This window comes from Thioalkalivibrio sp. AKL6, assembly GCF_000376905.1.
Lineage (GTDB): Bacteria > Pseudomonadota > Gammaproteobacteria > Ectothiorhodospirales > Ectothiorhodospiraceae > Thioalkalivibrio > Thioalkalivibrio versutus.
Genome location: NZ_AQXS01000009.1, coordinates 512,348 through 531,566 on the forward strand (window position 1 = coordinate 512,348; position 19,219 = coordinate 531,566).

At 67.4% G+C, this 19,219-nt stretch carries 16 protein-coding genes; 9 read left to right on the forward strand and 7 right to left on the reverse strand.

The genetic code is table 11. From position 1 onward, the window contains the following. On the forward strand, positions 1–486 hold the full coding sequence (locus tag D575_RS0107700) for a gamma-glutamylcyclotransferase (RefSeq protein WP_018145339.1): 486 nt from the start codon (positions 1–3) through the stop codon (positions 484–486). A 472-nt stretch (positions 487–958) separates the two neighbouring features. On the opposite strand, the gene recN is transcribed toward D575_RS0107700, so the two are convergent. Both recN and D575_RS0107710 read right to left on the reverse strand, forming a co-directional pair. Then, positions 959–2,620, reverse strand: coding sequence for a DNA repair protein RecN (gene recN, locus D575_RS0107705; RefSeq protein ID WP_018145340.1), 1,662 nt, complete (start codon positions 2,618–2,620; stop codon positions 959–961). Between the two features lie 4 nt (positions 2,621–2,624). Then, positions 2,625–3,503, reverse strand: coding sequence for an NAD(+) kinase (locus tag D575_RS0107710; protein WP_018145341.1), 879 nt, complete (start codon positions 3,501–3,503; stop codon positions 2,625–2,627). Positions 3,504–3,618: 115 nt separating this feature from the next. Between D575_RS0107710 and hrcA the strand changes: the two genes are divergently transcribed. The 4 genes from hrcA (at position 3,619) to dnaJ (ending at position 8,704) form a co-directional block, all read left to right on the forward strand. After that, positions 3,619–4,677, forward strand: coding sequence for a heat-inducible transcriptional repressor HrcA (gene hrcA, locus D575_RS0107715; RefSeq protein WP_018145342.1), 1,059 nt, complete (start codon positions 3,619–3,621; stop codon positions 4,675–4,677). 118 nt (positions 4,678–4,795) lie between these two features. Next, positions 4,796–5,362: a nucleotide exchange factor GrpE gene (grpE, locus tag D575_RS0107720; protein WP_018145343.1), complete on the forward strand. Its 567-nt coding sequence runs from the start codon at positions 4,796–4,798 to the stop codon at positions 5,360–5,362. 140 nt (positions 5,363–5,502) lie between these two features. Beyond that, positions 5,503–7,434, forward strand: coding sequence for a molecular chaperone DnaK (dnaK, locus tag D575_RS0107725; protein ID WP_018145344.1), 1,932 nt, complete (start codon positions 5,503–5,505; stop codon positions 7,432–7,434). 121 nt (positions 7,435–7,555) lie between these two features. Further along, positions 7,556–8,704: a molecular chaperone DnaJ gene (gene dnaJ, locus D575_RS0107730; protein ID WP_018145345.1), complete on the forward strand. Its 1,149-nt coding sequence runs from the start codon at positions 7,556–7,558 to the stop codon at positions 8,702–8,704. A 67-nt stretch (positions 8,705–8,771) separates the two neighbouring features. On the opposite strand, the gene D575_RS0107735 is transcribed toward dnaJ, so the two are convergent. The 3 genes from D575_RS0107735 to epmB all read right to left on the reverse strand — a co-directional run bounded on the left by D575_RS0107735 (position 8,772) and on the right by epmB (position 13,865). Then, a complete protein-coding gene (locus D575_RS0107735; RefSeq protein WP_018145346.1) occupies positions 8,772–10,844 on the reverse strand; it encodes an EAL domain-containing protein in 2,073 nt (690 codons plus the stop codon). A 4-nt stretch (positions 10,845–10,848) separates the two neighbouring features. Next, positions 10,849–12,732: a hypothetical protein gene (locus D575_RS0107740; protein WP_018145347.1), complete on the reverse strand. Its 1,884-nt coding sequence runs from the start codon at positions 12,730–12,732 to the stop codon at positions 10,849–10,851. 89 nt (positions 12,733–12,821) lie between these two features. Next, positions 12,822–13,865 carry an EF-P beta-lysylation protein EpmB gene (gene epmB / locus D575_RS0107745; protein WP_018145348.1) on the reverse strand — a complete coding sequence of 348 codons (1,044 nt, stop codon included), beginning with the start codon at positions 13,863–13,865 and terminating at the stop codon, positions 12,822–12,824. Positions 13,866–13,942: 77 nt separating this feature from the next. Between epmB and efp the strand changes: the two genes are divergently transcribed. The 3 genes from efp to dacB all read left to right on the forward strand — a co-directional run bounded on the left by efp (position 13,943) and on the right by dacB (position 17,067). Further along, the gene (gene efp / locus D575_RS0107750) at positions 13,943–14,506 is read left to right on the forward strand and encodes an elongation factor P (RefSeq protein ID WP_026182087.1); all 564 of its coding nucleotides are present in this window, start codon (positions 13,943–13,945) and stop codon (positions 14,504–14,506) included. 25 nt (positions 14,507–14,531) lie between these two features. Beyond that, positions 14,532–15,491 (forward strand): EF-P lysine aminoacylase EpmA, encoded by a 960-nt coding sequence (epmA, locus tag D575_RS0107755; protein WP_018145350.1) that lies wholly within the window; start codon positions 14,532–14,534, stop codon positions 15,489–15,491. Between the two features lie 175 nt (positions 15,492–15,666). Next, complete coding sequence (dacB, locus tag D575_RS0107760) at positions 15,667–17,067, forward strand: D-alanyl-D-alanine carboxypeptidase/D-alanyl-D-alanine-endopeptidase (protein WP_018145351.1); 1,401 nt, start codon at positions 15,667–15,669, stop codon at positions 17,065–17,067. A gap of 79 nt (positions 17,068–17,146) precedes the next feature. On the opposite strand, the gene D575_RS0107765 is transcribed toward dacB, so the two are convergent. Then, positions 17,147–17,716: a hypothetical protein gene (locus tag D575_RS0107765; RefSeq protein ID WP_018145352.1), complete on the reverse strand. Its 570-nt coding sequence runs from the start codon at positions 17,714–17,716 to the stop codon at positions 17,147–17,149. A 67-nt stretch (positions 17,717–17,783) separates the two neighbouring features. Beyond that, the gene (locus D575_RS0107770; protein WP_018145353.1) at positions 17,784–18,335 is read right to left on the reverse strand and encodes a hypothetical protein; all 552 of its coding nucleotides are present in this window, start codon (positions 18,333–18,335) and stop codon (positions 17,784–17,786) included. A gap of 159 nt (positions 18,336–18,494) precedes the next feature. Here D575_RS0107770 and D575_RS0107775 point away from each other — a divergent pair, with 159 nt between their 5' ends. Next, complete coding sequence (locus tag D575_RS0107775; protein ID WP_018145354.1) at positions 18,495–18,968, forward strand: YhcB family protein; 474 nt, start codon at positions 18,495–18,497, stop codon at positions 18,966–18,968. The last annotated feature ends 251 nt before the right edge of the window (positions 18,969–19,219 follow it).

The window sequence follows — 19,219 nt, forward strand, 5'->3', positions numbered from 1 at the left end:
ATGCCGGCGGTGGTGGACCTGTTCGTCTACGGGACGCTCAAGCGGGGTTTTGCCAACCACCGTGCATTCTGCGAGCGCGCGATCAAGATACGCACCGCATCGATCGCCGGAGCGATCTTTGATCTGCCCGTGGGCTATCCGGCGGTGCAGCTCCCGGGCGCAAGCATCCTTCTGGAGGCGGGTGCCGACCCCGTGCGCGATGCGGGCCGCCAGAGGCTCGTCCGCACGCCCGCGTCAGCCGGACCGGCCGGGGCCGTCCGCGAACAAGTCCATGGGGAATGGATCCGCCTCCCGGACCCCGCGCGGACCCTGCCACTGATCGATGCCCTCGAAGGTGTGCGCGCGGACGGCCGCGGAGAGTATCGCCGCGCGCTGGTTCCCGCCCGAACGCAGGAGGGTCCGCGGGCCTTGTGGGTGTACTGGATGCCGCAATTGCCGCCCGATGCGCGCTACCTGCCGGATGGGGCCTGGCCGGCGAGGACTTGATCCGTACGGCGTGCTCATTACGCAGTCCTGGGACGCCGGGGGCACGGTCCGTGAGCGGTAGGATGCCGATGAGCGCAGCGGATCGCATCGGGTGGAGCATGGGGTGAGTGCCACGTCTTGAACGATGCGATTCGCTGCGCTCATCGCATCCTACGGTTTCCCTGGTATTTCGTGGTTCCGGGGAGGCGCTAGGGAGACGCTGATTTAATCGCACGTCCGCGTTGGTGCCCCCTGTTTTCCGAGACAAGGCGCGTCGTGCAGCGGGTAGTGGTTCTACCCGCAAGCGGCGCAACGCAGGATCGGGGAACAGGGGGCACCAACCCCGCAAGCCATTGAAAGTGAGGGCTCGGCCGCTTTTGCGCGCGCACTGCGTTGCGGCTCCCTTGTGCAGAATGACTGCACGGCAGTCACCGCGCCTTGTTCGCACGCAAAAGCGACTCGAGCGCGGACGTGCGATTAAATCAGCGTCTCCCTAGCCGGCGGAGGCGAGGAGTTCGCGGGCGTGGGTGCGGGTGGTCTCGGTGAGCTGGGTGCCGCCGATCAGGCGGGCCAGGGCCTCCACGCGGCGTTCGTCGTCCAGCGGCTGGATCGCGGTGCGGGTGCCGTCCTTGGCGTGGCTCTTTTGTACCTCCAGCTGGTGGTGCGCCTGGGCGGCGACCTGGGCCAGGTGGGTCACGCACAGGACCTGATGGCGCTCGCCCAGGCTGCGCAGCTTGCGCCCGACCACCTCGGCGACCGCGCCACTGATGCCGCTGTCGACCTCGTCGAAGATCAGCGTGGGCACCGTCTGCTGCTCGCTGGCCAGTACCTGTAGCGCCAGCCCGATGCGCGAGAGCTCGCCGCCGGAAGCGACCTTGGCCATCGGCTGCGGCGCAGCACCGGGGTTCGCGGCCACGCGGAATTCAATGTGGTCCACGCCGTGGGCCTGCGGCTTGTCGGCGGGCTCGACCCCGATCTCGAAGTGGCCGCCAGCCATGCCCAGTTCCTGCATGGTCTCGGTGACCGACTGGCCGATGCGGCTGGCGGCCTTCCGGCGAGCCTGAGTGAGTTTCGTGGCAGCGGTATCGAAGGCCTCGCGGGTCTGCTGTTCGCGCGCCTCCAGGGCCTCAACGGTCTGGTCGCCGTTTTCCAGGGCATCCAGTTCCGTTTGCAGTTCATCGAACAGGCCCGGCAGGGCCTCGGGGTCGATCCGGTGCTTGCGCGCCAGGCGCAGGTATTCGCTGACGCGAGTATCCAGCTCGGCGAGGCGTTCCGGATCCAGCTCGATGCCGTCGGCCAGACGGCGCAGGTGGTCGCCGGCCTCGTCGATCTGGATGCGGGCGGATTCCAGCAGCTCGACCGCCGGACTGACCCGTTCGTCGTGTTGCGCGGCGTCCTGCAGGGCGTGCAGGACCTGGCCCAGCTGCGTGTCCAGCCCGCTGTCCTCCTCGATCTGCTGGCTGGCGGTCTGGAGGGCGGTGAGTACCTCGGCGCCGTGGGCGAGCTGGTTTTGTTCGGTCAGCAGTCGGGGGTATTCGTCCTGTACCGGGGCCAGCTCGGCCAGTTCTCCGCTCTGGAAGCGCAGCAGGTCGAGGCGGTCGGAGGTGTCGGCCTGGGCCTCGCGTGCCTGGTCCAGAGCGCTCGCCGCAGCGCGCCAGGCGCGGTGGGTGTCGCGGACATCGCGCGTCGGGTTGCCGTCGAGAAAGCCATCCAGCCAGTGGCGCTGGGTATCGCGCTGCAAGAGCTGCTGATGTGCGTGCTGGCCGTGGATGTCCACCAGCCATTCGCCCAGGGTGCGCAGCTGACCCACCGCGACCGGGCGCCCGTTGATCCAGGCGCGGCTCTTTCCCTGGCGGGTCAGCACGCGGCGCAGCAGGACGCTTTCGTCGTCCGCCTCGGCCAGGTCCTGTTCGGCCAGCCAGGCGCTGGCCGGGCCCTTGGCGGGCAGGGCGAACTCGGCCGACAGATCGGCCTGTTCGGCACCCTCGCGCACCATGCCGGCATCCGCGCGGTCGCCCAGTAGCTGGCCGATCACGTCGATCAGGATGGACTTGCCGGCCCCGGTCTCGCCGGTCAGGGCGCTCAGGCCGGTGTCCAGCTCCAGTTCCAGCCGGTCGATGATCGCGAAGTCGCGGATGCTGATCAGATGCAACATGGGATCAGGGCTGCTCGCCCCAGCGCAGCTTGGTGCGGAGCACGCGCAGGAAGTGGTGTTCGCGGGGGTGGATCAGGGTCAGGGCCTGTTCGCGGCGATGGATGCGCAGCAGGTCGCCGGGGGCGAAGTCCACGTTCTCCTGGCCATCCAGTGCGACCTGGGCTGGCGAGCGGCTGCCGCTGGACAGGCGGATCTCGATGGTGGAGCGGCCGCTGACGACCAGCGGGCGGTGATTCAGGCTGTGCGGGCAGACCGGCACCAGCACCATCGCGTCCAGCTGCGGGGTCAGGATCGGCCCGCCGGCGGACAGCGCGTAGGCGGTGGAACCGGTGGGGGTCGCGATCACGAGGCCGTCGGCCCGCAGGCGTCCGACATCCATGCCGTCGATCGCGGTGTCGAATTCGATAATGCGCACCACGCTCAGCACGTGGAGGACGACGTCATTCAGGGCGATCCCGCGGTGGATGGTGACGCCGTCGCGGATCAGCTCGGCCTCGAGCATGGCCCGGGGTTCGCGCTCGAAGGCGCCATCCAGGACCTCGCTCAGTTCCTCCGGGGCGGTGTCGGGGGAGACATCCACCAGGAAGCCGAGCCGGCCGAGGTTGATCCCCAGCAGCGGGGTGTCGGCATCCACGGTGACGCGGGCCGTGGCCAGCAGTGTCCCGTCGCCGCCGATCACGATGAGAAGGTCTACCGCGTGGGCCAGCTCGTCCAGCGGCAGGAGCCCGACGCTGTCCGGCCGCTCGAAGCCGTCGATCTCCTGTTCCATGAAGACCTGGCGGCCGCGCTCCTGCAGCAGACCCACCAGGGTCGCGACCAGGGGCGCGGTACGCGAGTCGCTGGACTTGCCGACCAGTCCGACCTTGTTGAAGTCTGGCATCATGCCGGCATTATCCGGAAAAGGGACCGCGACTGCACCCGGGGTTTCTTGACCTGATTCCTGCACGATCCAAGACTGAACCCTTTAAGCACTCGACCGAGTGGAGCGCTGACGATCCATGGAAAACGCAACGATCAATCTGGACGCCAGGGCCCGCACCCTGTTGCGGACCCTGATCGAGAGCTATATCCGGGATGGCCAGCCCGTCGGTTCGCGCACCCTGGCCCGGACCTCTGGCCTCAGCGTGAGCGCCGCCACCGTGCGCAACGTGATGGCGGATCTCGAGGATATGGGGCTGATCCATTCGCCGCATACCTCGGCCGGGCGCATACCGACCCCGGCCGGCTACCGGCTGTTCGTCGACAGCCTGCTGGAGGTGCGCAATCCCTCGCCGGAGGATATCCGTGCGATCCAGTCGGGGTTCGATCCGAGTGCCAGCACCCAGGATCTGATGGACGCCACCAGCAACCTGCTGTCGCGGGTCACGCGCATGGCGGGGATGGTGCGCCTGCCGCGGCATCGCAACGTGGCGCTCAGTCAGATCGAGTTCCTGCGCCTGGGCGAGGGCCGCATCCTTGCGATCCTGGTGATCGATGGCAAGGAGGTGCAGAACCGGGTACTGGAACTGGACCGTGACTTCAGCCAGGACGAACTGCAGCGCATGGCGAACTACCTGAATGCCCATCTGGCCGGCAAGAGCCTGCATGCGGTGCGCGCCGAGCTGTTACGCGAGATGCGTGACGTGCGCGACGACCTGGACGCAATGATGCTGGCGGCGATCGATCTGGGCGAGAAGGCGGTGGGCGACGAGGACCCGGACGATGTGGTCGTGGCCGGCCAGACCCACCTGCTCGGCTACGAGGAGCTGGCGGACATGGCCCGCCTGCGCCAGTTGCTGGAGGCCTTCAACGAGAAGCAGGAGATCCTCGGCATCCTCGACCAGTGCATCCGCGGCGACCGGGTGCAGATCTTCATCGGCCGCGAATCGGGGCTCGACTGGTTCGAGAACTGTTCGGTGGTGACTGCGCCCTACAGTGTCGACGGCGAGGTGGTGGGCGTGCTTGGGGTGATCGGTCCCACGCGGATGTCCTACGACCGGGTGATCCCGATCGTGGACGTGACGGCCCGCCTGCTGGGCTCGGCGCTGGGCGATCACCCGGTGGATGATTCGAAGTAGCGGCCCCTTGAAACCGGGGGGAATGCCCCCAGCATCCAGATAGACAACCCAATCCACCCTGTCCGCCGGTGATCGGCGCGGCGGGCGATTTTGTTTTTCATTGATTTGCGAGGCCAGCATGTCCGAACAGCGGGAATCCCAGGAACAGCCGGAAGAACTCGAGACCCGGAACGACGAGGCCCCCGAGGCCGAGGGTGGCACGGATGATCGGCTGCAGGAGCTCGAGGCCCTGGCCGAAGAGCGCCGCGACCAGGCCCTGCGGGCCCAGGCCGAGCTGGAGAACCAGCGCCGCCGCTTCGAGCGCGAGCTGGAGAACGCGCACAAGTACGCAATGGAGAAGTTCGCTGCCGAAATGCTGGAGGTGGGTGACTCGCTGGAACTGGGGCTGCAGGCGGCGCGCGAGTCCAAGGATGTCGAGCGCATCATCGAGGGCGCCGAGCTGACCCTGAAGAACCTGACCCGGGTGTTCGAGAAGTTCGGCATCCAGTCCGAGGACCCGACCGGGCAGCGCTTCGATCCGGAGCGTCACCAGGCGATGTCCATGCAGGAAGACCCGGAGAACCCGCCGAACACCGTGGTGGCCACCATGCAGAAGGGGTACCGGTTGCAGGACCGCGTGCTGCGCCCGGCGATGGTGGTGGTCTCCAAGGCGCCGACCTCGCCGAACATCGACGAAAGCGCCTGACGCCGTCTTTTCGGGCCGGTTTTCGGGGTATCGGACACGCTGCCCCTTGAAAACCCGGCCCGGGGCCCCAGATTCCCGTACAAGTTGGCAGAGAAACGCTCTCTGCAGCGCAAAATTTTTCGCATCAGGAGATTTCAGTCATGGGCAAGATCATTGGTATTGACCTCGGGACCACCAACTCCTGCGTCGCCGTAATGGAAGGCGACCAGGCCAAGGTCATCGAGAACGCGGAAGGCACCCGCACCACCCCGTCCATCGTCGCGTTCAGTGACGACGGCGAGGTGCTGGTTGGCCAGTCCGCGAAGCGCCAGGCGGTCACCAACCCCCAGAACACCGTGTTCGCTTCCAAGCGCCTGATCGGTCGCAAGTTCCAGGAAGACGAGGTCCAGAAGGACATCAAGCTCGTCTCCTACAACATCGTGAAGGCCGACAACGGTGACGCCTGGATCGAGGTGCAGGGCAAGAAGATGGCCCCGCCGGAGATCTCCGCGCGCGTGCTGCAGAAGATGAAGAAGACCGCCGAGGACTATCTCGGCGAAGAGGTCACCGAGGCGGTCATCACCGTCCCGGCGTACTTCAACGACTCCCAGCGTCAGGCGACCAAGGACGCCGGCAAGATCGCCGGGCTCGAGGTCAAGCGCATCATCAACGAGCCGACCGCGGCCGCGCTCGCCTATGGCATGGACAAGCAGCGCGGGGATCGCAAGATCGCCGTGTACGACCTGGGTGGCGGTACCTTCGACGTCTCGATCATCGAGATCGCCGAGGTGGATGGCGAGCACCAGTTCGAGGTGCTGGCGACCAACGGCGACACCTTCCTCGGTGGCGAGGACTTCGACAATCGCCTGATCGACTACCTGGTCGACGAGTTCAAGAAGGACCAGGGCATCGATATCAAGGGCGATCCGCTGGCGATGCAGCGCGTGAAGGAGGCCGCCGAGAAGGCCAAGATCGAGCTGTCCTCCAGCCAGCAGACCGAGGTGAACCTGCCGTACATCACCGCCGACAACACGGGGCCCAAGCACCTGGCGCTGAAGATTACCCGCGCCAAGCTGGAGAGCCTGGTCGATGACTTGGTCAAGCGCTCCATCGAGCCGTGCAAGGTCGCGCTGAAGGATGCCGGCCTGTCCGCCTCCGAGGTGGACGACGTGATCCTGGTCGGTGGCCAGACCCGCATGCCCAAGGTGCAGGAAGCGGTGCAGGCGTTCTTCGGCAAGGAGCCGCGCAAGGACGTGAACCCGGACGAGGCCGTTGCGGTCGGCGCCGCGGTGCAGGCCGGCGTGCTGGGTGGCGACGTCAAGGACGTGTTGCTGCTGGACGTGACCCCGCTGTCGCTCGGGATCGAGACGATGGGCGGCGTGATGACCAAGCTGATCGAGAAGAACACCACCATCCCGACCCGGGCCAATCAGGTGTTCTCTACCGCCGAGGACAACCAGACGGCGGTGACCGTGCACGTGCTGCAGGGCGAGCGCGACATGGCCAGCGCCAACAAGTCGCTGGGTCGCTTCGACCTGCAGGACATCCCGGCCGCGCCGCGTGGTGTGCCGCAGATCGAGGTCACCTTCGACATCGACTCCAACGGCATCCTGAACGTCTCGGCCAAGGACAAGGCGACCGGCAAGGAGAACAAGATCGTCATCAAGGCCTCCTCCGGCCTGTCCGACGAGGAAGTCGAACAGATGGTCAAGGACGCCGAGGCCCACGCCGAGGACGACAAGAAGTTCCAGCAGCTGGTCCAGGCGCGCAACCAGGCCGATGGCCTGGTGCATTCGGCCGAGAAGTCCCTGAAGGATCTGGCAGACCAGGTCTCCGATGACGAGCGCACCGCGATCGAGTCGGCGGTGGCCGAGACCAAGACCGCGATGGAAGGCGATGACCCCGAGGTGATCGAGCAGGCCGCGCAGAAGCTGGCCGAGGTCTCCGGCAAGCTGGCCGAGAAGGCCTATGCCCAGGGCGCGGACGCCGCGGGCGAGGCCGGGGCCGAGCAGGCCGAGGGTGGCCCGCAGGGCGACGATGTCGTGGACGCCGAGTTCGAGGAAGTCGACGACGACCAGAAAAAGCAGGGCTGATGCCACGACCGGCGGGACCTCGCGTCCCGCCGGATCGGTTTAGACGCCACGCCCGGGGTGCTCGTGACCCCGGGCGTTTGCGTGAAGGCATTCCGCGTTCGCGCGAACGAATTAGCAGGGAATGACCATGTCTCAACGCGACTACTACGAGGTGCTGGGTGTATCCAAGGACGCCTCGGCCGCCGATATCAAGAAGGCCTTTCGCCGCCTGGCGATGAAGCATCACCCGGACCGCAACCCCGGGGATGCGGAGGCCGAGGCCAAGTTCAAGGAGGCGCGCGCCGCCTATGACGTCCTCAGCGACGACCAGAAGCGCGCCGCCTACGACCGTTACGGCCACGCCGGCGTGGACGGCTCGGCCGGGGGCTTTGGCGGGGGCGCCGGGGCCTCCAACTTCAGTGACATCTTCGAGGACATCTTTGGCGATATCTTCGGAGGTGGCGGGGGTGGCCGCGGGCAGCGGGCCTATCGTGGCTCCGACCTGCAGTACAACCTGGACTTGACCCTGGAAGAGGCCGTGTTCGGCACCGAGGTGAAGGTCCGGATCCCGACCACCGTCAGCTGCGAGGCCTGTGATGGCTCGGGGGCCGAGCCGGGGACCTCGCCGGAGACCTGCCCGACCTGTAATGGGGTCGGCCAGGTGCGCATCCAGCAGGGCTTCTTCTCGGTGCAGCAGACCTGCCCGCGTTGCGAGGGCGCGGGCAAGGTCGTCTCCAGCCCCTGCAAGTCCTGCCACGGCAAGGGTCGAGTGCAGGAGCAGAACACCCTGGACGTGAAGATCCCGGCCGGGGTGGACAGCGGTGACCGTATCCGCCTGGGAGGCCAGGGCGAGGCCGGCATGAACGGCGGCCCGCCGGGTGATCTGTACGTGCAGGTACGGGTCAAGCCGCACAAGTTGTTCCGGCGCGAGGGCTCGGATCTGCACTGCGAAGTGCCGGTGTCGTTCGCCACGGCCGCTCTGGGCGGCGATTTGGAAGTGCCGTCGCTGGATGGTCGGGTCAAGCTGAAGGTCCCCGCGGAGACCCAGACCGGCAAGCAGTTCCGGGTCGGTGGCAAGGGCGTGAAGTCCGTGCACGGCGGCGGGGTCGGTGACCTGATCTGCCGCGTAGTGGTAGAGACGCCGATCAACCTGACCAAGGAGCAGAAGCAGCTCCTGCGTCAGTTCGAGGAGTCCACCCAGGCTGGCGGTACCAAGCACAGCCCGCAGGCCCACTCCTGGCTGGACGGCGTTAAGGGGTTTTTCGAGGACCTGAACTTCTGGTCCAAGTAGTCCCGCAGGGCAAGGACGATGGTTCGCGCAGGCCCCGGTTTTCACCGGGGCCTGTTGCGTTGGGGGCTCAGGTCGAGGCGAAATCGAAGGTGGGGGCGGGCATCGGTGCCTGCAGGAAGTAGCCCTGAACGAGATTCACGTTCAGGCTGTAGAGCACGGCGAGCACGCTGGCGTCCTCGACATAGGGCACGATGACCTGCTTGCCCTTGGCATGCGCGGCATCGGTATGTTCGCGGATCAACTGCTGGTTCTCCTCGCTCTCGGCCAGGTTCTTCACGTAGGACGGGTCCAGCTTGATGTGATCCGCCTCCAGGTGCTGCAGGAGCTGGAACGGGTTCAGCCCGCTGCCGAAGTCGTCGATGCACAGATGGCCGTGCATTTCCTGCAGCCCGCGGGCGACGTGGATCGCCGGCTTCAGGTGGGTAACCACGGTGGGTTCCTTCAGTTCGACGACCACGTTGTCGGCGGGGATGCGCATGCCGTGCAGGTCGTCGTGCAGCCAGCTGACCACGGAGGGGTCGCCCAGGGAGCCGTTGGTCAGTTTGAGGAAGAACTGGGTGGTCGGGTCTTTCTTCAGCTGTTCCGCCAGCATCTGCAGCGCAGTCTTCAGGACCCAGCGGTCGATGGGTGCCGCCATCTCGGTGCGCTCGGCACTGGGCAGGAAGGCATCCGGCTCGTGGATATGCCCCTCGGCGTCACGCAGGCGCACGAAGACCGAGTAGCGCGGGCGATCGGCACCGTGCAGGTTCACGATCGGCTGATACAGCAGTTCCAGGCGGTTGTGTTCCAGGGCGTCCTGAATGCGCAGCTTCCACTGCTGGTCGTTCTGCGCCTGGGTCATCTCGCCTTCTGCGGGACGGAAGAAGCGGTGGTTTCCGCCCCCGGCCTCCACGGCCTCTTGCAGGGCGCGGTCGGCGTGGGTCAGCAGTTCTTCGGTATCCACCGCCGTCTCGTCGGCGATCACGATGCCGGCCGACAGGCTGCAGTTGGTCGAGGCGTTGCCGAGTTCGAAGACACGTCCGGTGACCGCTTCCATCAGACCGTGGATGCGGGCCTCCACCTCGTTGCGCCGGGTGTCGGGGACCACGATCCCGAAGTGCTCGGCCTCCAGGCGTGCGGCGATGGCCGGGTCGGGGAAGTGATCCTCGATCTGCTTGCCGATATCGGCAAGCAGCAGATCGCTCGCGGACATGCCGACGTTGGCCCGGATCTCGGGGAAACGGTCCACCGCCAGGGTGACCAGGGCGAAGGGCTTCTCCGATTGCGCGGCCTGGCTCTGCGCGGTCTCGATCATCCCGGAGAAGTGCTGGCGGTTGTAGAGCCCGGTGACCAGGTCACGCTGCGAGAGGTAGTCGATCTTCTCGGCCAGCTCCGGGTCCTCCTGGGCCGAGTCCAGCAGTACCTGGGTGCAGGCCTCTCCCTCGACGCTGGCGGTGGACAGGCGCAGGTTGGCCTCGAACGGCGTGCCGTCAAACGCCTGCAGCTGGAAGGCCTGATGGGTCTGGTCACCTTCCTCGCCACTCTGGAAGCGGCGCAGCAGGCCCTTCAGTTCGTCGCGGCTCTCCGGGGCGATCAGGTCCATCAGCGGCAGGCCTTCCACTTCCTCCGGATCGGCAATCCCGAAGCGCTCGCGCCAGGACGCGTTGGCATAGATGTGCATGCCTTCGTGCACGTAGGCGATGGCGTCGCGCGAGTTGTCCAGCAACAGTTGGCAGCGGCGTTCGGACTCCTGCAGCGATACGTCCATGCGCCCCATCCGCTGGCGCAGCTGGAACTGCTCGGCAGCGCGCACCGCAAGGATGCCGGCCAGTTCGTGCAGTTCGTGATCGACGACGGCATAGGCGCCGGCCTCGTAGTCGTCTATGCGCGCGGGTTCGGGGCGCTCGGTCATGATGACCAGCGGGGTACGTCGACCGGATGCGTGCAGTGCCGCGTCGACATGTTCCCGGGTCAGGGCCAGGCCGGGTTCGATCAGGACGATCACGTCGAAGCGCCGGCCCTCCAGCGCCTCGGCCAAGGCGTCGCTGCCGGATACCTGCTCCGGCCGGATCGCGCTGCCGCGGGTCCGGATACTGCTGATGACCTCTTCAGCCCGGTTCGGGTTGCTGGTCACGAAGAGCGTGCGAATCGTTTCGTTCATGGGGCTAGTCGTCGCGGTTGCGGGTAGTGAATGGCGGTCCGTCGTCATCCGCGATGGCCGGTCCGTCGGCGGTGTCGGGCGTCTCGCCGGCCGGTTGGTGGACCTCCAGGCCGGTCATGCGGCACCCGACCTCGGTAAACAGCGTAGTGCCCGTGCGCTCGCTGTCCAGTTCCAGAACGCGGGCGCGCCTGTTCAGCCAGCAGACGACGCGTTGTTCATGATCGAATACCTGCGCCGGCAGGAACAGTACCGCCCCGTCGGCATCGGTGCGCTGCGGGGCGAACAGTCCTGATTGCGGGACCCCCGCCGCGATGCCATTGCGGAAATCCTGAATCTGCATGGGCAGACAGCGATCGGCGAGAAATTCCACGCCGATGCTGATCAGACTGCCGGCCTGGTCGTCGAAGCGAATCCAGCGCAGGACCCCGATGGTCCAGCGATGGCCATCCACGGCACGCAAGCCGACCAGGTCCCCGATCAGCAAGGGCTGTTGGGGGTTGTCCAGGCGCAGACGCACGCCGCCGGCGCCGATGTCGTCCACCTGCCAGTGTTCCGGGGGGTGACGCTTGGTGATCGGTCCCGTGGATTCATCGCGGGCGGCGATCTCGAGTCCGCGCCCGACATCTTCCCAGGCGGTCGCGGCAGTATTCGGCGTGTCGTCCGCCAGTGGTTGCAGGTCACGCTCGCGGTCGGAACGGTGCGGGCTGTCTACCAGGGCGAGATCCGAGCCGCGCAGCGCGGCCTTCGACATTTCGAACACGCTGACGCCGTGGTCGTGTTCTTGCAGGGGTTTCAGGCTGGTCTCCGGCGCTTCCGCTGCCCCGGTGGTCTCGGTCTCGGGCGCGCGTCGGCTGTCCATTTCCATCAGCAGGAAATCATGGATACGTTCCAGGCCCATTACGCAGATCCGCTGCAGGTCGCTGGCGCTCTCGCGACTGTGACGGCGGGTTGGCAGGTTCGACCACAGGCGCAACAAGTGTTCGGCCAGTGGCTGTCCCTCGCCGCGGCTGCGCGGTTCCAGGTCGTCGGGGCGTTCACGAAGGGCGTCCAGCGCCGGCGTCAGCTCAATAAAGCAGGCGGGTTCGGTCGCCGGCGTCCCGCGCAGGGCCAGGCCCGGGGCGTGGTCGCGGTCGAGATCGCAGCGCAGCACGGGAAGGTCGGGGTGCTGTTCCGGGTCGGGGGCGGGGGTGCAGGCAAGGGGCAGGGTGTTGGCCCAGCGAGCCAGCAAGTCCATTTCGCCCATCTTCATCGCATTGGGGTCGGTGCTGCCCAGTATCATCAGCCGTGCGCTCATGGCTTCGATGCGGTCCACCTCCAGCGGGCCGAAGCGCTTGTCGGTGGCGGGCCGCTCGTCGGCGATTCCCTGCTCACGCGCCAGGCGCAGCACATCGAACAGCCGCTGCCAGTGGCCCGGCGGCACGGACTGGTACAGCCGCCAGTGGTGCATGCTCAGGGTCCCAAGCAGTGCGACTGCGGCCTGCAGGGGCGCCGTCAGGCGTTTCGCGTGGCGGTTGTCGTGCGCGTCCGCGCGTTCGCGGACCACCAGCAGCTCCGCGTTGAGGAGGGCGCGCACAGCGGCGCTGTAAACATCGGCACGCTTGCGGCTGCGGTTCCCCAGCGGCAGGGGCCGCTGGCGCAGCAGTCGCTCCATGGCCGGGAGTAGCGGCAGGAGATGATCTTCCAGTATTGCGACCAGCGTGGCTCGGATTCCGGGGCGAAGTACGATCGCGTTCAGCCCGTCGAGGGCCTCGCGGATGCGCTGGATGCCGAGCTCCGGCTCGCTGCCGGGAAGCTCCGCACACCAGGCGTCCAGTGCTTGCGGGGTCTGGTGGGGGAAGCTGTCGGGACCGGCCGGTTGGATGGGCAGCTCGGGCAGGGCATGCAGCATGGGCGTGTCCAGTGGTTGCTGGGCCGGTTGCAGGATTCTGGCGCTACTTTAGCAGCAAACCGCGCAATCGGTGTGGGTGCCGGTGGGGCTCATTCATGCGCGGGGAACGGTGTCTGCAGGGTCTTGCCGGGTTCTCCGGCGATCTCGCGCGCCAGTCGCGGGACCAGGTAGCCCGGCAGGTGGGCGTGCAGGGCGCGGTAGAGTTCGCGCGCGCGGGCGTCTGGTACCTCGAAGTGGGCCGTGCCGCGGGTGCGGTCGAGCTGGTGCAGGTAGTAGGGCAACACGCCCAGGCGGAAGCCGGCCTCCTGGAGTTCAATCAGGGTCTCGGTGTCGTCGTTGATGCCGGCCAGCAGTACCGCCTGGTTGAGCAGCGTGACTCCGGCGGTGCGCAGGCGATCGATCGCTGCATCGGCCGGTGCGGCGAACTCGCGCGGGTGATTCGCGTGCAGCACCAGGATGTGCTGCAGACGGCCCTTGCCGAGCCAGGCCAGCAGGCGGTCGTCGACCCGTTCCGGCAGCACCACCGGCAGGCGTGTATGGATGCGCAGGCGCTCGAGGTGCGGGATGTTTCCGAGCCGGTCCGTCAGCCGTTCCAGGCGGGTATCCGACAGGCTCAGCGGGTCGCCGCCGCTGAGGATGACCTCGCGGATGTCCGGATGCGCCGCAATGTAGTTCAGCGCGGGTTCCCAGTCGTCCCGGGCCGGATTGTGGTCGGCATAGCCGAACTCGCGGCGAAAGCAGTAACGGCAGTGGATGGCGCAGGCCCCGGTGGTCAGCAGCAGGGCACGGCCGTGGTACTTGTGCACCACGCCGGGGGCGGCCAGCGCGTCGTGGTCGCCGACCGGGTCACTGACGAACCCCGGGGACTCGATGGCCTCGCGCGCGTCCGGCAGGGCCTGCAACAGCAGGGGGTCCCGTGGGTCGCCGGGGCGGATGCGGGCCAGGTAGCTCTCCGGGATGCGGGTGCGAAACAGCCGGTGCCCGGCCTGCATGCCCGGCAGGGACTCGGGCGGCAGTCCCAGGCGTGCGGCCAGGGTCTCGGGATCGGCGATCGCGCGCGCCAGCGCCTGCTGCCAGGCCGGTGTGGATGCCGGTTCGGCTGGCTGGGTTCCGCGCGCCTCGCGCGTTATCATGACGGGCTTTGTGGGCATGAATCGTTTCCGGACGGGGCGGCATGTCCGCGCCACGCATCATCGAGGGACAGCGCGTAATGGCAACCTACAGTACCAACGAATTCAAGGCCGGTCTCAAGCTCCTGCTGGATGGTGACCCGCAGGCCATCGTGGAGAACGAGTTCGTCAAGCCGGGCAAGGGCCAGGCCTTCAGCCGGGTCAAGCTGCGCAATCTGCGTACCGGCCGGGTGCTGGAGAAGACCTTCAAGTCCGGCGAGTCGGTGGAGGCCGCCGACGTGATGGATACCGAGATGCAGTATCTCTACAACGATGGCGAGTTCTGGCACTTCATGGTGCCGGACACCTTCGAGCAGTATGCCGTCGGCGAGGCCGCACTGGGTGATTCCGGGCAGTGGCTGAAGGAACAGGATATTTGCACGGTGACCCTGTGGAACGGCGAGCCGCTGTCGGTGGTGCCGCCGTCCTTCACCGAGCTGAAGATCACCCAGTGCGATCCGGGCCTGCGCGGTGACACCGCGCAGGGCGGCACCAAGCCGGCCACGCTGGAGAGCGGCGCGGTGGTCAAGGTCCCGTTGTTCGTCGAAGAGGGCGAGACGGTGAAGGTGGATACCCGCAACGGCGAGTACGTCTCGCGCGTGTGAGCCGGACCCCGGCAGGCCCTGCGACATGACCGACTGGCGTCCGGGTGCGGCGCCGGCCCGCGCGGCGCGCGCCCGCCTCCTGGCCGGGTTGCGGGCGTTCTTCGCGGCCCGCGGGGTGCTCGAGGTCGAGACCCCGATCCTGAGCCGGGGCGCGCCGCAAGATCCAATGCTGGAGAGCTGGGAGGCGCAGGCCCCCGGCGGCGAGCGCGGCTACCTGCAGACCTCGCCGGAATACCCGATGAAGCGCCTGCTGGCGGACGGCGCCCCGGATATCTACCAGATCGCCCGGGTGTTCCGCGGCGGTGAATCCGGCCCGCGGCACAACCCCGAATTCACTCTGCTGGAGTGGTATCGCCTGGGCCTGGACCACCACGCACTGGCGCGCGAGGTGGTGGCCCTGATCGCGGATCAGGCCGCGCAGTCTCCCGACTGGCACGCGCCCCGGGGGTGCGAGGCGATCGCCTATGTCGATCTGTTTCGCTCGACTTTGGGAGTGGCCCCGGCGGAGATGAATGCCGCGGAGCTGGAACGGGTCGCGGGGGACCACGGGCTGGTCATCCGCGGCGGGCTGGATCGGGATGGCTGGCTGGATGCCCTGATCAGCCTGGTGATCGCGCCGGGCTTCCCGCCGGACCGGCTGACAATCCTGTTCGACTACCCCGAGAGCCAGGCCGTGCTCGCGCGCCCCTGCGCGGACCGGCCGGGCTATGCCGCCCGTTTCGAGCTGTACTGGGGCGACCTGGAGCTGGCCAACGGCTATCACGAACTGACCGACCCCGCAGTGTTCCGCCAGCGCCGCGAGCGGGACATCGCTCAGCGCCGCGCGCGCGGCCAGCCCCTTCCGCCCGTGGACGATCACCTGGAGGCGGCGCTGGAGTCGGGTCTGCCGGACTGCGCGGGCGTGGCCCTGGGCGTGGACCGGCTGTTGATGCGTCTGTTGGGGGTATCGCGTATCGATCAGGTGATCGATTTCCCCTGGGCGTGACGAAGCCCACCCGGAGGGCTTGTCGCGGCCGGGATGGCGGCACACTATAGGGGCCGTTGCCGAAGGCTCTCATGCAGGATGGCTGGTCTCAATGTCCCCTTGTCGTTTTTCGCGTCGCCCCGGGCCCCGGTCCGGACCTTCCTGGTGTTTCGTATCCGTCGCTCTGACCCTGTTGTTGTGGCTGGCACCGCTGGCCGCACAGGCCCAGTTCGAGCATCTCCCGGGACCGCTGCAGCGGGCGATCGAGAGCCAGCGTCTGCCGCCGGCAAATGTGGGCCTGTGGGTGCAGCGGATGTCCGATGGCGCGGTCCTCGCGCGCCTGAATGCCGATCAGCCGTACAACCCTGCCTCCACCATCAAGCTGGCCACCTCGCTGGCGGCCTTGCACGAGTTGGGGCCGGAGTACACCTGGACCACTGAGGTGTGGGCTACGCGTCCGTTGCGCGACGGTGTATTGCGCGGCGATCTGGTGATCCGCGGGACCGGGGACCCCGGCATGGTCAGCGAGGAGCACTGGCGCATGCTGGGGCAGTTGCGTCAGACCGGGCTGCGGCGCATCGAGGGCAACGTCATCCTCGACGCCTCGCATTTCGAACTGCCTCCGGGCGACCCGTCCGCATTCAACGACCAGCCGCTGCGGGCCTACAACCAGCCGCCCTATGCCTTGCACGTAAACGCCAATGCCCAGCGCTTTCGTGTGCGGCCGGAGCGGCATGGGAACGGGATCGACGTGACCGTGGATCCGCCGCTTCCGGGGCTGACGATCGAGAATCGCCTGCAGCCGTCGCGTGGCAGCTGCGGGGCCTGGCAGCGGGGAATTCGCTTTGACGCCGACCCCGAGGCACAGCGCGTGATCCTGGCCGGCGAGTATCCGGTTAACTGCGGGGACTACGAACTGCTGCGTACGGTCCTGACACCGGAGGCCAATCACGCCGAGATGTTCCGTCTGCACTGGTCGCAGTGGGGCGGCGAGCTGACCGGCGACATTCGCCCCGGCGTGCTGCCGGTGCTGTACGACGAACCGATCCTGCGCCATACCTCGCGGCCGCTGGCGGATCTGATCCGGGTCTCCAACAAGTGGAGCTCCAACGTGATGACCCGCCACCTGCTGCTGACCCTGGGGGCGCGTCACTTTACCCCGCCGGCCACGCTGGAGAAGGGTCAGCAGGCCCTGCTGGAGTCGCTGCGCGGCCTGGGGGTCGAGGTGGGTGGCATGGTGGTCGACAACGGGTCGGGGCTCAGCCGCGAGACCCGCATGACCGCGCGCCAGCTGGGCCAGATCCTCGAGGGCGGATGGCAGCACTCGCACCGTCCGGAATTCCAGTCCTCCCTGGCCCTGGCCGGGCTGGATGGGACCCTGCGCAATCGCTTCCGCAACGGCAGCCAGCGCGACCTGCGCGGGCAGATGCACCTGAAGACCGGTCACCTCAACGAGGTCTCTGCGGTCGCCGGCTACGTGCGCACGCAAGGCGGGGACGACCTGGCCGTGGTGGTGCTGGTCAACGACCCCCGCGCGCATCAGGGCCTCGGCCGGAACCTGCAGGATGCCGTCCTGGAGTGGGCCCACCGCCTTTGACGCCCGGCGTTTATCCACCACGAAGCGCGCACGAAGGGTTAGGTTCGCGCGCTTCGTGGTGAGAAGGCCCTGATTGACCTCAGGGTGAGTCGAGCTTCCAGTTGGACATGATCGGGAGGCGCGAGACATCGACCTCCAGGGCCGTCAGCCAGTGCGCGACCATGCGGTTGGAGTTGTTGCGCAGGGTGTAGGCCTTGGGGTGTTCGACAAAGGCCATGTCCCATTCTGTCGATACCTCGCGGTCATCGTGGCCCGCCTGCCAGATTCCCTCCAGCGCCTCGCGCAGTGCCGTAACCCTGGCCCCGGGGACCGTCAGCAGATGCAGTTCTTCCAGCGGCACGCGCAGCTGGGTCGCCGTCGCATCCTCCAGGTCGGAGCCGGTCAGGGATTGCCGGCCGAGGCCCGCCCGTGTGGGCAGGAACAGCCCGGCCAGCCCCTGCAGGGGATTGATTCGCCGCTCGACGTAAAACGACCAGTCGCCGTAGGAATAGCGCAGCCAGGCGTCCGCGGTCGCGGTCGGCAGGACCAGACTGGAGTGATGGCCGTGGTCCAGGAGTGCCACAGTGACCGGGTCTTCCGGTTCGGCCGGCGGCTGCAAGGTGACTGCGGCGCAGCCTTGCAGGAGCCACAGGGCGATTACGGCCAGCATCAGATGCTCGAGGCGGAACGTGCCTCGGCTGCGCGGCCTGCAAATGCTGGAATGGCGCACGGGTTGGTCAGTGGTGCTCGAGCTTGCCCAGCTCCGAGAGGATCGAGAGCACCAGCGACTCGCCCTGGGCGTCCATGCCGCGGCACAGCACATCCGGGTCACGCTCGCCGTCCACCAGGCGCTTGGTGATGCCACCGAGGCGCGCCATGTCGCCCCCGGCCCGGCTCATCTGTTCGGCCATCTGCGACAGCCAGTGCAGCGACTGGGCGTCTCCGTGGGCCGCGCCATGGATCATCTGGGCCAGCCCCGGTGCTGCCTGCGCCGGATCGCCGCTTTGCTCGGGGTCCGGCAGGGTGGAGGGATCCTGCAGGCCGGCCAGGATCGCCGTCAGGATCACCGTGTCCTCGTCGTCCAGCCCCTGCAGCAGGGACGTGTCGCGTTCGCCTTCGAGCACGCGGCGGATGCGCAGGATCAGCTCGCCCCAGCCGGCCTCGTGGGCCTGGTTCAGCACTGGCTCCAGTTCGCGGCGGGTCTCCGGGTTCTGGGTGGCCTGCACCACCAGGTTGATCAGGCCGGCCTGGGCCTGGCGGATCTGCTGGGCATGTTGCGGTTCGATCATGGTGGGTCTGACTCTTGGTTGTACGGCGGATTGAAACGGCTTCCGGGGGCCTTCCTGCGTTGTTCCGGTGTCCCTGTTGTGGCGAGGTTAGCATGCCCGGCAGTGCGTTCGGCGAGGGCCTGCGGCACAATGGCGGCTCCATTTACAGAGGATGTCGTGGTGGAAGAACAGACAGCAGTGGGGCTGTGGGTGGCCCTCGGGATCCTGGCCATCGTGGTTGCCGCCCTCGTGGGTTTCTGGGTGGGCCGCGTCACCAGTGACGAGCGCAAGCTGATCCGCGAGCTGGAAGAGGAACTCGACCGGCGCATGCAGGAACTGACCCGCTACCGCAGCCAGGTCAACGACCATTTCGACCGCACGGCCACGCTGTTCGCGACCATGGCGGGTTCTTACCGCGACCTCTACCACCACCTGGCGCAGAGCGCGGAGGAACTGGCGGACAAGCCGACCCGTGATCGCCTCGAGGACCGGGCCGGGCAGTTGCTGTCGCACATGACGCGCCGTGACTACGGTGCCGGTCCCGGCGAGGCGGCCGGCGGCGCCAACGAATCGGACGCCCAGGACGACGAGCCGACCCCCAAGAGTTCCGAGGGCGAGGCACGCAAGCCGGACGAACGCCCGCGCCCCGACTGACCCGTGACCGCGGAGTCGGTTTGGGATCACCACGACGCACAGGAAGGGACGAAGAAAACCTGAAAAGCATCACCCGGTAGGTGTAAAGACTGGGGTGTAAAGACTGGATGGTGGGCAAGACCGCAACGGAGGCGCAAGACGCTTCCGTCACCGCATTCCTTCCGAGCTCCCCGCCTTCGTGCGCTTCGTGATGAAAGGCCCTTTGCCCTGGAGCGTGCGCACCGCGCCGGGGTGTTCCCGACGCGGTGCGG

Excerpts from the sequence above, each read along its gene's own strand:
- D575_RS0107700 (WP_018145339.1), top strand. The coding sequence starts at position 1 with ATGCCGGCGGTGGTGGACCTGTTCGTCTACGGGACGCTCAAGCGGGGT.
- recN (WP_018145340.1), bottom strand. The coding sequence starts at position 2,620 with ATGTTGCATCTGATCAGCATCCGCGACTTCGCGATCATCGACCGGCTG.
- D575_RS0107710 (WP_018145341.1), bottom strand. The coding sequence starts at position 3,503 with ATGATGCCAGACTTCAACAAGGTCGGACTGGTCGGCAAGTCCAGCGAC.
- hrcA (WP_018145342.1), top strand. The coding sequence starts at position 3,619 with ATGGAAAACGCAACGATCAATCTGGACGCCAGGGCCCGCACCCTGTTG.
- grpE (WP_018145343.1), top strand. The coding sequence starts at position 4,796 with ATGTCCGAACAGCGGGAATCCCAGGAACAGCCGGAAGAACTCGAGACC.
- dnaK (WP_018145344.1), top strand. The coding sequence starts at position 5,503 with ATGGGCAAGATCATTGGTATTGACCTCGGGACCACCAACTCCTGCGTC.
- dnaJ (WP_018145345.1), top strand. The coding sequence starts at position 7,556 with ATGACCATGTCTCAACGCGACTACTACGAGGTGCTGGGTGTATCCAAG.
- D575_RS0107735 (WP_018145346.1), bottom strand. The coding sequence starts at position 10,844 with ATGAACGAAACGATTCGCACGCTCTTCGTGACCAGCAACCCGAACCGG.
- D575_RS0107740 (WP_018145347.1), bottom strand. The coding sequence starts at position 12,732 with ATGCTGCATGCCCTGCCCGAGCTGCCCATCCAACCGGCCGGTCCCGAC.
- epmB (WP_018145348.1), bottom strand. The coding sequence starts at position 13,865 with ATGATAACGCGCGAGGCGCGCGGAACCCAGCCAGCCGAACCGGCATCC.
- efp (WP_026182087.1), top strand. The coding sequence starts at position 13,943 with ATGGCAACCTACAGTACCAACGAATTCAAGGCCGGTCTCAAGCTCCTG.
- epmA (WP_018145350.1), top strand. The coding sequence starts at position 14,532 with ATGACCGACTGGCGTCCGGGTGCGGCGCCGGCCCGCGCGGCGCGCGCC.
- D575_RS0107765 (WP_018145352.1), bottom strand. The coding sequence starts at position 17,716 with ATGCTGGCCGTAATCGCCCTGTGGCTCCTGCAAGGCTGCGCCGCAGTC.
- D575_RS0107770 (WP_018145353.1), bottom strand. The coding sequence starts at position 18,335 with ATGATCGAACCGCAACATGCCCAGCAGATCCGCCAGGCCCAGGCCGGC.